The 16074-nt window shown below is 64.6% G+C and carries 15 protein-coding genes; 2 read left to right on the plus strand and 13 right to left on the minus strand.

What is annotated here, in order from left to right:
• Positions 1–177: 177 nt before the first annotated feature.
• From BRADO_RS19045 to eno, 7 genes are all read right to left on the minus strand, one after another.
• Complete coding sequence (locus BRADO_RS19045) at positions 178–492, minus strand: septum formation initiator family protein (protein ID WP_009028679.1); 315 nt, start codon at positions 490–492, stop codon at positions 178–180.
• 64 nt (positions 493–556) lie between these two features.
• Positions 557–1348 carry an aldolase gene (locus tag BRADO_RS19050; protein WP_011926971.1) on the minus strand — a complete coding sequence of 264 codons (792 nt, stop codon included), beginning with the start codon at positions 1346–1348 and terminating at the stop codon, positions 557–559.
• A 139-nt stretch (positions 1349–1487) separates the two neighbouring features.
• The gene (locus BRADO_RS19055; protein WP_011926972.1) at positions 1488–2045 is read right to left on the minus strand and encodes an NADPH-dependent FMN reductase; all 558 of its coding nucleotides are present in this window, start codon (positions 2043–2045) and stop codon (positions 1488–1490) included.
• Positions 2046–2194: 149 nt separating this feature from the next.
• A complete protein-coding gene (locus tag BRADO_RS19060) occupies positions 2195–3364 on the minus strand; it encodes a serine hydrolase (protein WP_011926973.1) in 1170 nt (389 codons plus the stop codon).
• Positions 3365–3678: 314 nt separating this feature from the next.
• A complete protein-coding gene (locus tag BRADO_RS19065; RefSeq protein ID WP_011926974.1) occupies positions 3679–4677 on the minus strand; it encodes an MBL fold metallo-hydrolase in 999 nt (332 codons plus the stop codon).
• A gap of 119 nt (positions 4678–4796) precedes the next feature.
• Entirely contained in the window at positions 4797–5939 is a 1143-nt protein-coding gene (locus BRADO_RS19070) for a zinc-binding dehydrogenase (protein WP_011926975.1), read from the minus strand.
• 34 nt (positions 5940–5973) lie between these two features.
• Complete coding sequence (gene eno / locus BRADO_RS19075) at positions 5974–7257, minus strand: phosphopyruvate hydratase (RefSeq protein WP_011926976.1); 1284 nt, start codon at positions 7255–7257, stop codon at positions 5974–5976.
• 181 nt (positions 7258–7438) lie between these two features.
• Between eno and queF the strand changes: the two genes are divergently transcribed.
• Complete coding sequence (gene queF, locus BRADO_RS19080) at positions 7439–7915, plus strand: preQ(1) synthase (protein ID WP_011926977.1); 477 nt, start codon at positions 7439–7441, stop codon at positions 7913–7915.
• 28 nt (positions 7916–7943) lie between these two features.
• Positions 7944–8249 carry a hypothetical protein gene (locus BRADO_RS35085; protein WP_157872588.1) on the plus strand — a complete coding sequence of 102 codons (306 nt, stop codon included), beginning with the start codon at positions 7944–7946 and terminating at the stop codon, positions 8247–8249.
• Positions 8250–8353: 104 nt separating this feature from the next.
• On the opposite strand, the gene BRADO_RS19085 is transcribed toward BRADO_RS35085, so the two are convergent.
• The 6 genes from BRADO_RS19085 to BRADO_RS19105 all read right to left on the minus strand — a co-directional run bounded on the left by BRADO_RS19085 (position 8354) and on the right by BRADO_RS19105 (position 16054).
• The gene (locus BRADO_RS19085; protein ID WP_011926979.1) at positions 8354–9211 is read right to left on the minus strand and encodes an IS3 family transposase; all 858 of its coding nucleotides are present in this window, start codon (positions 9209–9211) and stop codon (positions 8354–8356) included.
• Positions 9208–9609 (minus strand): transposase, encoded by a 402-nt coding sequence (locus tag BRADO_RS34165; protein WP_011927137.1) that lies wholly within the window; start codon positions 9607–9609, stop codon positions 9208–9210. The genes BRADO_RS19085 and BRADO_RS34165 overlap by 4 nt, the downstream gene beginning before the upstream one ends.
• A 2090-nt stretch (positions 9610–11699) precedes the next feature.
• Positions 11700–12920 (minus strand): MFS transporter, encoded by a 1221-nt coding sequence (locus BRADO_RS19090; protein ID WP_011926982.1) that lies wholly within the window; start codon positions 12918–12920, stop codon positions 11700–11702.
• On the minus strand, positions 12920–13783 hold the full coding sequence (kdsA, locus tag BRADO_RS19095; RefSeq protein WP_011926983.1) for a 3-deoxy-8-phosphooctulonate synthase: 864 nt from the start codon (positions 13781–13783) through the stop codon (positions 12920–12922). The genes BRADO_RS19090 and kdsA overlap by 1 nt, the downstream gene beginning before the upstream one ends.
• Before the next feature lie 120 nt (positions 13784–13903).
• Complete coding sequence (locus tag BRADO_RS19100; RefSeq protein WP_011926984.1) at positions 13904–14230, minus strand: NIPSNAP family protein; 327 nt, start codon at positions 14228–14230, stop codon at positions 13904–13906.
• A gap of 192 nt (positions 14231–14422) precedes the next feature.
• Complete coding sequence (locus tag BRADO_RS19105; RefSeq protein ID WP_011926985.1) at positions 14423–16054, minus strand: CTP synthase; 1632 nt, start codon at positions 16052–16054, stop codon at positions 14423–14425.
• Positions 16055–16074 lie beyond the last annotated feature (20 nt).

Raw genomic sequence — 16074 nt, forward strand, 5'->3', positions numbered from 1 at the left:
CTCAACTCCACGGCACGTAAAAGGACCCCGTGAACCGCGGTTCACTTTGCTTTTGCCGCAGTGCAACGTGCGAAATAATCGAATGCGAGAAGGAGGGATTTTGAAATTCTCGAAGCGGCTCGAGAGCCAAACTTTAGGCAGGTCTCGCTCGCGCCACGACGCATCGCCTGCGCCTCACTACGGGCGATTGATCCGGATCAGATCGTGCGGATTGGCATAGCCGAGCTGGAAGCGCGCGCGCTCGTCGAGCATGTCGGGATCGACCCGGTCGGAACGCAGCAGCGACACCCGCTTCTCGCCCTCGGCCCGCTCCTGCTTCAGCCGCACCAGCTCCGACGTCAACGCCACGATCTCCTGGTCGAGCTCCTGCCGGGCGTTGAGGCCGTAGCGGCCGGTGTAGGCGTTGATGCCGAAATAGCCGATGATGGCCGCCGCCATCGTATAGAGGGCGAGCCCGGTGAGGAACGATTTCAGGCGTGCGCGGGAGACCATGACGGGGAAGATGCGGCGCTCCGGTTAAGGAATCGCTAACCCTGCGCGTCCGACCGCGACGCGCTCACGTCCGGTACGCGGGCTCCTCCGCATCCAGCGTCCGCTTGATCGCCTCCAGATGCAGCCGCGCCGATTCCGCGTCCCCCTCGCGCATCTGTCGATAGGCCGCCTCGGCGATATCAGGCGCGACCGGGACAACCTTGCGCCCGGTCGACAGCGCCAGGCACTGCACCTCGCACGCACGCTCCAGATAATACAGATCGTCCCAGGCTTCCGCGATGCTCGGCGCCAGCACCATGACGCCGTGATGCTTCATGAAGACGATGTCGGCATCGCCGACGGCGCCGGCGATGCGATCGCCCTCGGCCGTGTCGAGCGCCAGCCCGTTATAGTTCTCGTCGACGGCGGTGCGGCCGTAGAACTTCAGAGCAGTCTGGCCGGCGAAGATCAGCGGCGGTCCCTCGGTCATCGACAGCGCGGTGGCATAGGGCATGTGGGTGTGGAAGGCGACCTTGGCGCGCGGCAGCGCCTTGTGGATGCGCGCGTGGATGTAGAACGCGGTGGCCTCCGGACGGCCCTCGCCGGCGATGACGTTGCCGTCGAAGTCGCACACCAGCAGGCGCGAGGCGGTCAGCTCGCGGAAGGCGTAGCCATAGGGGTTGACGATGAAGAGGTCGTCATAGCCGGGCACCAGCGCCGAGAAGTGGTTGCAGATGCCCTCCTCCAGCCCGTGCCGCGCCGCCATGCGGAAGCAGGCGGCCAGATCGACGCGGGCCTGCCAGACCGCCTCCGAGTCGAGCGTCGGCTGGTTCGCTCCCAACGTCGACGTGCTGTCGGGCGTGAAGGCGTGGGCCATTGCGGTTTCCTGGGGTCGCGCAGCGGGGCGCAGATGTCCGAACACGCCTTGAAAACGATCGGGCAAGGCGCGTCAACGCCTTGCCCGCTATATCCGTTATGCCGCAGACGACCGGGCCGGGCCGTCGCGCAGAGACTCGTCAGCCGTTCTGCTTGGCGACGAAGGCCGCGAACGCGTCCAGATATTGCTGGAGCACGGTCTTGAGCGAGTCCTTCACCAGCTCGCCCTTCTCGTCGAAGGCGTCGCCGACGCCGTTCAGATAGATTTCCGGATGGCCCATCACCGGACCGGAGATGCCCGGCATGATGTTCTGCAGGTGCTTCGCCGCGGCGACGCCGCCGAGCGGACCTGGCGAGTTGGAGATCAGTCCGATCGGTTTGCCGAGGAACGAGCTCTGGCCGTAAGGGCGCGAGGCGATGTCGATGGCATTCTTCAGCACGCCCGGGATCGACCGGTTGTATTCCGGCGTCAGGATCAAAACACCGTTCGAAGCCCTGAGCTTGTCGCGGAAGGCGAGCCACTCGGCCGGGGGATTGGCCTCGACGTCCTGGTTGAAGAACGACAGGCCTTCGGGCGTCACGACCTCGATCTTGAGGCTGGCGGGAGCGAGCTTGGCCATCGCCTTGGCGATCTTGAGCGTGAAGCTCTCCTTGCGGAGGCTGCCGACGAGCGCGACGATGGAATATGGGGCGGGCATGGGGAGATCCTTTGCAGGGGAACGTGTGCGCGGCAGTTAGACCGCTCCGCCGGAAACATGCAAGTGCATGAAAATAGCGGGATGCGAAACTCAGCGTTTCACGGCGGGACAGGCCGGCACGTTGCCGCGCCTCGCCGCGCGCGCGGAGATCAGCGCGCCGCCCTGATGCAGCGGGTGAATTCGGCCACCGCCTGATGCGTCAGCCAGATCGCCTGGCCGTCGACCGGCTGCGGCCAGGATGAGACCTTGGCGATCACGATCGCGTTGGCGGCATCGATGAACAGGTTCTGGCCGTGGATGCCCATCGCGAACATCAGCTGCGGCTGGTCGTTGATGACGTACCATCCGCCGCGGTAGTGCATGTTGCGGCTGATGGCTGCAAAGCTGTCGCGCCATTGGCCGTCGCGCCACGCCTCGGCGTCGCCGTTCTGCCTGATGTCGTCGAGCCAGGCTTGCGGAATGATCGCATGCGAGCCGCGGCGTCCGCCCGACAGCACGAGCTGGCCCAGCCGGGCGAAATCGCGCAACGTCGCGCAGAAGCCGCCGGTGCAGCGCGGCGCGCCCTTGCGGTCGAGCGTGATGAAGGCCTCGCCGCTCGCGCCCATCGGCTGCCACAGCAGGGTGCCGACCAGGCTCGCAAAGCTGCGGCCGGTGGCGCGCTCGATCGCCCAGCCGATCAGATCGGTGTTGGACGAGACGTAGCTGAACGGCCCGCCATGCGGCCTGGCCTGCGCGCGCATCGTCGCGAAGAAGTCGTGCAGGTTCGGCGTCGTGCCCGGTGCCACCGGCTCCCAGCCCGCGGCGTCGGCGTAGGCCTGCAGCCCCGCGGCGTCGAACACGATGCCGGCGCGCATGTCCGTCAGCTGCCGGATCGTGGCGCCCTGATACGCGGTCTCGGCTACCTCCGGCACGTAGCGCGTGACCTCGGCGTCGAGATTGATCTCGCCGCGACCGGCGAGAATGCCGAGCATCAGGCCGGTGATCGATTTGGTCGCCGACATCAGGATGTGCGGCGTGTCGCGATCGGTGCCGCCGTCGTAAGCCTCGAACACGATGCGGCCGTCGTGCAGGATCAGCAGCCCATCGGTCGCGGTCGCTCTCAGGAAACCATCGAGATCGAGCGTGCCGCCCTTCGGCAGCTTCAGGCTGAAATCCGCGAACGAGACCGGGCTCGCCGGCAGCGGCCAGGCGCTGCCCGGCGCGCTCGCGACGCCGGCCACCGGCAGGATGGACCGGATGTTGTGAAAGGCCCAGCGGCTGAACGGCGCGCTGCGCCAGTTCGAGAGATCGGCGCTGGAGGGAGACGGATCGGTCGACATGCGGAGCCCTGCGGATTGCGAGGCGTCCGACATAGGCGTTCACGGCAGCGGGGGAAAGGCCGGCATTTCGCGTATGCAAAAACGAACAGGCCGCCCGGAGGCGGCCTGGCACAATTTCTCCTGCATCACGGCACGCCGGACATATAGACCCGGCTGTCATCGTCCGCGAAGGCGGACGATCCAGTACGCCGTGACACCTCGGTTCAATCTCTGCTGCTGCGGAGTACGGGATGCCCCGCTTTCGCGGAGCATGACGGCAGTGGACTCGGCGAAAGCTGCCCCGGAAACACCGCCGGCTCCAAGGACGCGCTCGTCTAGAGCACCGGATTCCAAGGCGCCGGGATCAGCCGGTACTTGGCGCCGTCCTTCTCGACATAGCCCACCGAGGGGAACGAGAAGTGGAAGCCGATCACCTTGGCCTTTTCCGCAGCGACCATGTCGTAGAATTTGTGCCGGGTCTCCTGGGCCTGCGCCGCATCGGTGTCGAACATCACGTGCCAGTCGGGATTGCGCAGGAACAGCTCCGGCACGTTGGTGACGTCCGACTGGATGAAGACCTTCGCGTTGCCCGAGGCGACGGCGAACGAGGTGTGGCCCGGCGTGTGACCGGGGGTCGACAGCGCGGTGATCCCGGGCGCGACCTCCTTGTCCCAATCGTACTGCGTGACCTTGCTCTCCAGCCCGCCGAACACCTTCTTGAAGTTGGCGAAGTTGCCCTTCATCAGCTCGGATTGCGCCTTGGCGGCGTTCTCGTCGCTGTTCCAGAACGCCCACTCCACCGACGGCACCTTGATCTCGGCGTTCGGGAACGCCAGCGAGCCGTCGGCGAGCTTGAGGCCGTTGATGTGGTCGCCATGCATGTGCGACAGCACCACGACGTCGATGCTCTTCGGATCAACGCCGGCGGCGGCGAGGTTCTGCAGCGTGCGGCCGACCGCGCCCTTGCTGGCCTCGAACGCGCCAGCGCCGTTGCCGGTGTCGATCAGGATCAGCTTGGAGCCGGTGTTGATCAGCTGCGGGTTGAAGGGAATCGTGATCATGCCCTTCGGCATGTAGGCGCTTTCCGCCGCCGCCAGCGCGTCGTCCTTGGCCGTGTTGACGACGAACTTGTCCGGCATCGGGAAGGTGCGCGCGCCGTCGTTGATCGATGTGCATTCGTAGTCGCCGACCTTGTAGCGGTAGAAGCCGGGCGCCTGAGCGCCGGCCGGCGCCACGGCCGCCCGGGCCTGGCCGCCGGTCAGCGAAGGCAGGGTGCTCGCCGCGCCGGCAAGCGCCGCACCGGCCAGAAATCGACGGCGATCCAATTGGCTCATCACAAGTCTCTCCTCAGTGCTAACAGCGGCCGACACCGCCCCCACGAAACGGGGGCGGATTGTCTCCAGCCGCGGGCCAAACGCAAGCCCATCAGCAACGTCCGGGGAGCGGCGTCAGGTCACTTATCTTTGTTGGGGTCGATAAGGAATTTTTCGCCAGTGGCCCGTTTGGCGTACACGGCGAGGTTCGCCGGATCGAGCGCCTCGGCCAGCGAGACGACCTTGGTGTAGCGGCTCGCGAACGTCGTCTTGAGCTCGTCGACGACGCGCTGGCGCAGCCGCTCGCTATCGGCCCGGCCGATCTTCATCAGGAACGGAAACAGCAGCCAGCCGCCCACGCTCCAGGTCATGCCGAAGCCGCGCGTGATCTCGGTCGGACGCGTATCCAGGCTGCCGTAGATGTAGACCTGCTTGTGCACGGCCGAGCCGTAGCGGCTGTAGGGATGCTTGCCCGATTTGTTGATCGCCGCCTCCATGGCATTGAGGATCTGGCCCGCGAGCTTGCCACCGCCGATTGCATCGAAGGCGATGGTCGCGCCGGTCTCGACCAGCGCCGCGATCAGCTCGTCCATGAAGGCGGGCGAGGTCGAATCCACCACGTACTTCGCGCCAATGCCGCGCAGCAGCTCGGCCTGCGCTGAGCTTCGCACGATGTTGACCAGCGGAATGCCGTCCTTGAGGCAGATCTTGTTCAACATCTGCCCGAGGTTGGACGCCGCTGCGGTGTGCACCAGCGCGGTATGGCCCTCGCGCTTCATGGTCTCGGTCATGCCGAGCGAGGTCAGCGGATTGACGAAGCAGGAGGCGCCCTCTTCCGGCGTGGTGCCGGCCGGCAGCGGCAGGCATTCGGAGATCTTCAGGCAGCGATACTGGCTGTACATCGCGGCGCCGATCGCGGCGACCGTGCGGCCCATCAGCGCCTTGGCGGCGTCCGACGATCCCGTCTTGACCACGACACCCGCGCCCTCGTTACCGATCGGCAGGGACTCATCGAGCCGCCCGGCCATCGCCCGCATCCCCGCCTCCGGCACGCTGGCCGTGATTACGGGGCGGTCCTTGCTGCCGGATGCCTGCATGGTCGAGAGATCAGCGGCGCCGACGAGCAGGCCGAGATCGGACGGATTGATCGGCGCCGCCTCGATGCGCACCACGACCTCGTCCGGCCCCGGCTCCGGCGTCGGCACATCCACGAGCGACAGCTCAAGCTCGCCGCTGCGCTTGATCAGCGTCCGCAGCTGCAGGCCTTGTGTCTCGACGCTCATGCGTGCCTCCCCTGTTGCTTGTCTTGCCGTCGGCTCAGGCCAGCGCCTTCAGCGCCGCCCGACCGGCATATTTGGCCTGCGCGTCCAGCTCCTGCTCGATGCGCAACAGCTGGTTGTACTTGGCGGTGCGGTCGGAGCGCGCCAGCGAGCCGGTCTTGATCTGTCCGCAATTGGTCGCGACCGCGAGGTCGGCGATGGTCGAATCCTCGGTCTCGCCCGAGCGATGCGACATCACGGCCGTGTAGCCGGCCTTGTAGGCCATCTCGACCGCGGCCAAGGTCTCGGTCAGCGTGCCGATCTGGTTGACCTTGATCAGGATCGAGTTGGCGCGACCGTTGCGGATGCCGTCCTCGAGACGGGTCACATTGGTCACGAACAGATCGTCGCCGACCAGCTGGCACTTGTGGCCGATCAGGTCGGTGAGTTCCTTCCAGCCGTCCATGTCGTCCTCGGACATGCCGTCCTCGATCGAGCAGATCGGATAGCGCGCGACGAGGTCGGCGAGATACTTCGCCTGCTCGGAGCGCGAGCGGCTCTTGTTCTCGCCCTCGTAGACATACTTGCCGTCCTTGAAGAACTCGGTCGCGGCGCAGTCGAGCGCCAGCATCACGTCTTCGCCCGCGGTGTAGCCGGCCTTGCCGATCGCGGCCATGACGAAGTCGAGGGCCGCGTCCGCCGACGGCAGGTTCGGCGCGAAACCGCCTTCATCGCCGACATTGGTGTTGTGGCCGGCCTTCTTCAGCTCGCCCTTGAGCGTATGGAAGATCTCCGAGCCGCAGCGCAGCGCTTCCGCGAAGCTCGGCGCGCCCACTGGCATGATCATGAATTCCTGGAAGTCGATCGGGTTGTCGGCGTGGACGCCGCCATTGACGATGTTCATCATCGGCACCGGCAGGGTGCGCGCCGATGTGCCGCCGACATAGCGATACAGCGGCATGTCATAGGAGATCGCCGCCGCCTTGGCGCAGGCCAGCGACACGCCGAGGATGGCATTGGCGCCGAGCCGGCTCTTGTTCTCGGTGCCGTCGAGCTCGATCAGGATCTGGTCGATCTGGACCTGGTCCTGCACCGACATGTCGCTGAGCGCCTCATAGATCTCGTCGTTGATTGCCTCGACCGCCTTCTGCACACCCTTGCCGAGATAGCGGCGCTTGTCGCCGTCGCGCAGCTCGACCGCCTCATGGGCGCCGGTGGAGGCGCCCGAGGGCACGGCGGCGCGACCGACCGAGCCGTCCTCCAGCACGACGTCGACCTCGACCGTGGGATTGCCGCGGCTGTCCAGGATTTCGCGGCCGATGATGTCGACGATGGCGGTCATGGGGGTCCTCTTGCGAGCTTGTCGGGTGGGCGTTGCTGCGCCGCTTCTACCGCAACCCCGGGGGTCCGAAAAGGCCAAGACGCGCGGAAGTCGCCTGGAAGTCGTGTCGAGATCACGAACCGGATGACGCAGGCGCCTCGATTGGCTAAACGGGCGCCAGCTGCGACAGGTGACACGACAGATGGCGAAAAGATCCAACACCACCATGACATCGGCCGGCCTTCAGCTCGGCCGCGAGGTGGCGCCCCCCGACAGCCCGGAGACGGCGAAGCTCGACCGCGTTCCCAACCCGCAGAGGGACACGGATTACCTGGCCCGCTTCACCGTGCCGGAGTTCACCTCGCTGTGCCCGGTGACGGGCCAGCCCGATTTCGCCCATCTGGTCATCGACTACGCCCCCGGCCCGTGGCTGGTCGAGTCCAAGTCGCTGAAGCTGTACCTCGCGAGCTTCCGCAACCACGGCGCCTTCCACGAGGACTGCACGGTCGCCATCGGCAAGCGCCTGACCGCCGAGATCAAGCCCAAATGGTTGCGCATCGGCGGCTACTGGTACCCCCGCGGCGGCATCCCGATCGATGTGTTCTGGCAGACGGGCCGGCTGCCGAAGGGGCTATGGGTGCCAGACCAGGGGGTAGCGCCGTATCGTGGGCGGGGGTGAGGCTGATCGAGGACCGGGAGGTGCGGCCGTGACCGGCACTGTCGAATATGCCCGCCTGTCGGTGTACTGTCCCAAGTGCACCACAACTATCACGTGGCCGTCTTCGCTGTCAGCAACGGACAAGGCGAGAATTGCAGCCGAAATCCGCCGCAGCCAGATTGAGGGCCACAAACTGCTCGTCGCCCAGTTCGGCTTCTCGATGAGGGAAGCCAAGGCTCTGACGCTGCATGTCACTCTGACGGCAGGCTTATGTCACCGCTGCCGCCGTCCCCTTTCACAGAAGGACGATGTGAGCGTCTGCGAGACGTGCCGCTCAGCCAATCTCAACTGGTAGAATTGCGCTATCGCCTTTAAACGCGAGATCACTGAGAATACGGTGACAGTGCTGGACTGCACCCCTCAAGTGAGACACGATAATCTCAGTGACAGTGGGTGAAGTCATCGCATTGTGTTTTGCTTGAACGCGGCTTCGAACTCAAGGGGAGATCGATAGCCGAGGGCCGAATGCAAGCGCTCCTTGTTGTAGATCTCGGCGATGAAGCTGTTGATCCGGCGCCGGGCGTCGTTGACGTCGGCAAAGGTCTTGCCGTTGACCTCCTCGGCCTTGAGCGTCTTCATGAAGCTTTCGGCCTTGGCGTTGTCGAAGGGGTTGCCTGGACTGCTCATGCTGATCTTGATCTCGCGATCGGCGAGGCGCTGGCGATAAGCGATCGAGGCGTATTGCACGCCGCGGTCGGAGTGGTGGATCAGGCTGCCCGGCTTGGGATTCCGGGATTTGAGCGCTTTGTCGAGCGCCGCGATGGCGAGCGAGGCGTCGAGGGTGTTGTCAAATGCCCAGCCGACCGCCTTGCGGGAGAAGCCGTCGAGAATGACGGCGAGATAGGCGAACGTCTTGGCGAGATGGACGTAGGTGATGTCAGCGACCCAGATCTGATCCGGAGCCGATGGCGCCAGGCCACGGATCAGGTTGGGGACGACGATCACGTCAGTCGGCCTCTCAGTCGGCGGCTTCAGGAACGGCGTCTTGCGCTGCGCGAGAAGATTATCCTGCCGCATGAGCCGCAGGACTTTCTTGGCATTGACGGCCATCCCCAGACGCCGAAGAGCGGCGGTCACCCGTCGATAGCCGTAGAACGGATGCTTCAGGCAGATGCGCTGGAGCTGGTCGCGCAACTCGCACTCGGCCTCGGCGCGGCTGCGTCGATTGAGATGCCGGTAATAAGTCGCTCGAGGCAACCCTGCCAAAGCGCAGAGGCGCTGCACATGAGCGCTGGAGTCGGCTGTCTGCGCGGTCATGCTTTTGATGACTTCGATGATGCGGATACGGGTTTGCCTTGCGCTGCCGGCCGCTCCAGTGCGCGCAAGGCTTGCCGAAAAAAATCGAGGTCCATCTGCTGACGGCCGACAAGCCGTTCGAGTTCGGCAATGCGGGCATTGGCCCGTGCCAGTGCTGACCGCTTATCGTCATAGGTCGCCAGAGATTTGAGCTTCCGGGGACCGGGCTTCGGTCCCGGCTTGCGGTTCAATCCGTCCGGACCTTGCGCCTTCCAGGCCTTGATCCAGTCATGCAGGATCTTACGCGATATCCCAAGGTCCCGAGCCACAGGCAGAACGCCTTCGCCTCGCTCGACACGCTTGATCGCCTTCAATTTGTAAGCCGTCGGAAACCGACGGGTCTTCCCTCTTGCTGCCACAGGTCATCCTCGGAATGCCTGTCACTGAGATTATCGTGTCTCACTTGAGGGGTGCAGTCCAGCACACTTGATTTACAATCCGCCGCTCCGAGGAATTTAATGCACTGTCACCGTAATTCCCCCGTAATTCCCCGAAAGCGACCACTTCATCGACGGCTTCGCCCTTACCCGACGCGGGTCATGTTCGCTCTCCCGCTTCGTCTGAATCCGCAAGGGACTCCTGAAAACTCGCCTCTAGGCGAAGCCCACAGTAAGGGCACCGGCTGCTTGCGCGGCGAGAAAAGACCCGCCTTGTACACCTCGGACATCGGAAAAGTGCGAACCACAGCGCTGAAGCCACGACCGCGCCGAACAGCGTGATTTGCACGTAGCCGGCAAATTTCCCATTGCCGAGCCAAGCGATCCAACCAAGACTCGACAGCGCGAGAACAAGGGAGAGTCCGACGGCTCGGTTTCTCCAGCGCAGATCTTGCCACGCCGCGGCGTACCGGCGCTCCTCGCTTTCGATCGATGGTTGCGATTGCGTCATTGAGACTGTCACAGAATGGCGGCGGTGGACGGACTAAAACAACCGGGAACTAGGCACTGCCAATGCAAAACCGAAGCATGGTAGTCAGAGGCCCTAGGCAATTCCACCAGCTCCAACGGGAAGAGCTATATGTACCGAAGAATAAGGCGGCGCGTATACGATCAAGACTGGAGGAGGTGATTGTATCCAGCAATATCCGAGTTGCGATTGGCCAGCGTTGATCTCTGAAGGACCAATGTCAAATAAGAAGGCAACGACAAAGAGCGACGTCGTGAGCTGGCGTTGGTACCAGAGGTTGGTTCATTTTTGTTACGGAATTGGCATGGGAGGATTCCTATTCTGCTTCGTCTTAGCTTTTGAGTTGACCCGGTACCATCGACCAACATTTCCTGAACCAGAGTTCGGGTTCACACATTTGATCCACGTCGACCATAGTAGAGACACTGTTTATGTCACTTACGTCGAATACCTGACCCACGTCTACGGACCTTGGGCAACATGGGGCGTTGTAGTCGTCAGCGGTCTATGTGGTTTTCTTCTCGGCATGAGAAACAAAACGCTCGATCTTTCGGGGCACATTCAGGTAGGCTGTGCCTGTGCGGCTTCACTGATACTGATCTACTTGGCTTGGTACTATTCAGTCGAGCAGATCTTGCTGGGTCTCAGGCCTGCACCGCACTAGATCTTCCGGCAGCCGTCCTATGGCCCTGATTCGCCCGACGGGCACGCCCCCGCTCGACGTTCTCATTCCAGGCAATCATCAAACCGCTGCTCCCGGAAACCGATTTCTGCCGCGCTTTCAAGCCAATCACTGCGATCATATCTCACACGCGAAAAATCTTGCTTTCGCTTTATCAGAATCCATGATTGACTGCTGACATCCCGTCTCGATCAGAGGGGCGCTTCGCGGTCGTCACGGACGTTGAGGCGGGATGCGGTGGGTGTGTCGGGTTCGCAGCGTGTTCCATCATGCGGACGAACGGGCCTGATGCGCCGGCGAAATCGTATGGTCCTGGTCTCCCGACGCTGAGGCCAAGCGGATGGTGATGATGATCCAGCCGTGACGGGGGCAAGACAGCCCGGTCCCCGGGGAGAGTACGTATAAGCCGCCCAACCATCGCGCGGGGAATGCCGGGATGTCTCGGCTGAACCTGTGGTGACTGCCGCCTGCATTTTTTTCTGCAGGCGGGCCATGGGGGCGGCCAGCTCCCGGCATTCCCCGTGCCCTCTTCTCAAAGAGGGCATGTCCAGATGGCAAAGCTCGGACGCAGATGCGCCGCGAGATGGTGAGCACATGTCTCACAGCCGTCATTGCGAGCGAAGCGACGTGTCCGCCATAGCCCGAAGGGCGACGGCGGAAGCAATCCAGGGGCTCGGGTGGGACTCTGGATTGCTTCGCTTCGCTCGCAATGACGCCGGAGCAAACTTCGATGCACATGCGCCGCGAGACGGCATCGGGTCGGCCAGCAACGAAAGTGCCCCCGGGTCATGTTTCAGCGCAGACCCAGCACCGCGGACGACGACCAACTGCGCCGCTCAGATCGGGGCTCGATCGGACATGCTACGCCGCATCCGCCGGCGGGCGTTGCCGCAGCAGCGCGGCGCAGGCGAAGCCGAGCGCGACCATCAGGACGGCGGCGGCGAGCAGTGTCGGCTGCTTGCCGCCATGGACGACGCCGAAGCCGTAGGCGATCGGGCCGACGGTCTGGCCGAGGAAGAAAAAGAACGAGTGCAGCGACATCGCGGTGGCGCGGGCGCCGATCGACAACTCGCTGGCGAACACCTGCAGGCAGCCATGGATCATGTAGAAGCCCCAGCCCATCATCAGCATGCAGGCGAATTGCAGCTTCCAGCCGGGACCGAAGGCGAGCGCGGCGAGTTGCAGGGCCACCAGGGCAGCACCCACGATCATCATGCCCTTGACGCCGAGCCGCGGCAGGAAGCTCGACACCGTGGCCGTGTAGAACAGCCCGCCGACCGCAAATCCCGCGATGACGATGCCGGCGATCGACAGCGAGGTCTCGCCGAGATCGAACAGGAACGCGGCGATGAACGGAAACAGCCCGAACACGCAGCAGCCTTCGACGAACACCGCCGAGTAGCAGAAGCGCGTGTTGGGGTTCCTGAAGATGATGCCGTATCCCTTCTTCAGGGTGGCGAGATCGGTGGTCGCGGCATGCGTGACCTTGGCGCCGCGGAAGCCGGCGGCGACCGCGAAGGAGGCGATCAGCCCGAGCGCGCCGAGGATCGCGAGCACGCCGCGCCAGCCGATGAAATCGCCGATGATGCCGGACGCCGTGGCGCCGAGCAGATTGCCGGCCATCGAGCCCGCGAGCGTGCGGCCGATCGCGACCTGGCGCTTGTCGGGCGCGACGAGATCGGCCGTCAGACCCAGCGCCACCGGAAACACGCCGCCCGAGGCGATGCCGGCAAGGATGCGGGTCGCGAACAGCAGCGGAAACGAGGTCGCGAGCGCGCCGAGCACGCTGGCGACGCCGAGCAGCGCCAGGCACAAGGTCATCAGCCGCGCCTTGCCGAACAGGTCGGCCGCGGCGCCGATCGCTGGCTGGATCAGCGCGTAGATCAACGCATAGCCGGCGGCGATGCCGGCGGCGGTCGCGATGCTGATCGCAAAATCCTCGGCGACATGCGGCAGCACCGGATCGAGCGCGCGCGTCGACAGCGCCGCGGAGAAGCCAGCCAAGGCGATGATGTTGACGGCCGGCGGAAACTTGTTGTCAGCGGACTTTTGATCAGACGGCTTGGCGACGGGCTGGTGCATCAGCGGATGGCGTCCGCAGCCTGCCCCTTGGCGAGCGCATCGAACGCCATCAGCGTCCGCAACAGTCCCTCGAACTGCGCCAGCGGCACCATGTTCGGCCCGTCGGAGGGCGCATGATCGGGATCGGGATGGGTCTCGATGAACACGCCGGCCACGCCGACCGCCACGGCCGCGCGTGCGAGCACGGGGACGAATTCGCGCTGGCCGCCCGACGAGGTGCCCTGCCCGCCCGGCTGCTGCACCGAATGCGTCGCATCGAAGATGACCGGCGCGCCGGTCGTCTTCGCCATGATCGGCAGCGACCGCATGTCCGAGATGAGCGTGTTGTAGCCGAACGAGACGCCGCGCTCGGTCGCCAGCACGTTGGGATTGCCGGCGCCGGTGATCTTGGCGACGACGTTCGCCATGTCCCAGGGCGCCAGGAACTGGCCCTTCTTGACGTTGACGACCTTGCCGGTCGCGGCCGCTGCGAGCAGCAGATCCGTCTGCCGGCACAGGAAGGCCGGGATCTGCAGGATGTCGACCGCCTGCGCCACCTCGGCGCATTGGCTGGCATCATGCACGTCGGTCAGCACGGGAAGACCGAGCGACGACCGGATCTCGGCGAAGATCGGCAGCGATTGCGCAAGCCCGAGCCCACGCGCGGCGGAGCCAGAGGTGCGGTTGGCCTTGTCGAACGAGGTCTTGTAGACGAGGCTGATGTTCAGCCGCGTCGCGATCTCCTTCAGCGCCGAGGCGACCTCGAGCGCGTGGCCGCGGCTTTCGAGCTGGCAGGGACCTGCGATCACCGCCAGCGGCAGTTGATTGCCGAAGCGGACGGAGCCGGCAGTCACGACCGGTGCGGCGGAGATCGGAGCGTTCACGGCATCATCCTCGTTGTGAGCGCGCGACCATGGCCAATCCGGCCCGTGGGATCAACCCGGCAGAACCCCGCGAATATCAGGGTTGCGGGGACGGTCATCCCCGCATCCCCGTACGCCGCCCTATTTCAGCGCCGAAAAGGCCGTCGGCACCAGGAACTGGCTCGTGATGTTGGCGACGATCTGGCCGTCCTCCTCGCTCTTGGCGCGCGCCGCGATCCACTCCGGATTGGTCATGAACGCGGTCCATTTGGTCTCGCGCTCGGCGAGCGATTCCCAGGCGAGGAAATAGGTCAAGTCCTGGTTGGATTCGCCGATCAGGGTGGTGAAGAAGCCCACCGGGCGGATGCCATGCGCCTCCCACAGCTTCAGCGTGGTGTTTTCGAAGCGCTTGAGCAGCGCCGGCAGCCGGCCGGGAATGCAGCGATAGATGCGGCTCTCGTAGATCATGCGATCCTCCCTGATCTGTTCTTTCGATCAAGGCGCGTTGTCGCAACAATCGCGGTAGCCGTCAAAGGCCGAGTTGTCAGCCTGGACCGTCATTGCGAGGAGCGTCAGCGACGAAGCAATCCAGGGCTGCGCAAGCACTCTGGATTGCTTCGCTTCGCTCGCAATGACGGCTTGCCCGGGGGCAGCAACCGATCACACCAGCCGGCTCTGCACCATCGCCGCCTGGATGAACGATGCGAACAGCGGGTGCGGCTCGAACGGGCGCGACTTCAGCTCGGGGTGGAACTGGACGCCGATGAACCAGGGATGGTCCTCGTACTCCACGATCTCCGGCAGCACGCCGTCGGGCGACAGGCCGGAGAACTTCAAGCCATGCTGCTCGAGCCGGTCCTTGTAGGCGGTGTTGACCTCGTAGCGATGGCGGTGCCGCTCCGAGATCTCGGTGGCGCCGCCATAGACCTCGGACACGCGGCTGCCGCGCTTGAGCGTCGCGGGATAGGCGCCGAGCCGCATCGTGCCGCCGAGATCGCCGCTCTGCGAGCGCTTCTCCAGTTCGTTGCCGCGCAGCCACTCGGTCATCAGACCGACCAGCGGCTCCTTGGTCGGGCCGAACTCGGTCGAGTTTGCCTCGGTGATTCCGACGAGATTGCGCGCTGCTTCGATCACCGCCATCTGCATGCCGAAACAGATGCCGAAATACGGCACGTCGCGCTCCCTGGCGAACTGCGCCGCGCGGATCTTGCCTTCCGCGCCGCGCTGGCCGAAGCCGCCGGGCACCAGGATGCCGTTGACGTGCTCCAGGAACGGCGCGGGGTCCTCGTTCTCGAACACCTCGCTCTCGATCCAGTCGAGCTTGACGCGGACCTTGTTGGCGATGCCGCCATGGGACAGCGCTTCGATCAGCGACTTGTAGGCATCCTTCATGCCCGTGTACTTGCCGACGATCGCGATCGTCACGTCGCCTTCCGGATTACGGACGCGCTCGTTGATCGTGTGCCAGCTCGCAAGCGCCGGCGGAATCCGCGGCTCGATCCCGAACGCGGCCAGCACCTCGTCGTCGAGGCCGGCGGCGTGATAGGCCTCCGGCACGGCGTAGATGTTGTCGACGTCGCGCGCCTCGATCACGGCGCTCTCGCGCACGTTGCAGAACAGGCCGAGCTTGCGCCGCTCCTCCTTCGGGATCTCGCGATCGGTGCGGCACAGCAGGATGTCCGGCTGGATGCCGATCGAGCGCAGCTCCTTGACCGAATGCTGTGTCGGCTTGGTCTTCAATTCGCCGGCGCTCGGGATGTACGGCAGCAGCGTGAGATGAATGTAGATCGCGTGGTGGCGCGGCAGCTCGTTGCCGAGTTGGCGGATCGCCTCGAAGAACGGCAGGCCCTCGATGTCGCCGACGGTGCCGCCGATCTCGACCAGCACGAAGTCGTACTCGTCATTGCCCGACAGCACGAAATCCTTGATCGCATTGGTCACATGCGGGACGACCTGGATGGTCGCTCCGAGATAATCGCCGCGGCGCTCCTTGGTCAGGATGTCCTGGTAGATGCGCCCCGTGGTGATGTTGTCGGCCTTGGTCGCGGGCCGCCCGGTGAAGCGTTCGTAATGGCCGAGATCGAGATCGGTCTCCGCGCCGTCATCGGTCACGAACACTTCGCCGTGCTGATACGGCGACATCGTGCCTGGATCGAGGTTGAGATAGGGGTCGAGCTTGCGAAGCCGGACCTTGTAGCCGCGGGCCTGCAGCAGCGCGCCTAACGCGGCTGAAGCCAGACCCTTTCCGAGCGAGGAAACCACGCCGCCGGTGATGAAGATGTACCGCGCCATGGGACCCTACCTTTAATGCC

Origin of the sequence: Bradyrhizobium sp. ORS 278, from assembly GCF_000026145.1 — a bacterium.
Lineage (GTDB): Bacteria > Pseudomonadota > Alphaproteobacteria > Rhizobiales > Xanthobacteraceae > Bradyrhizobium.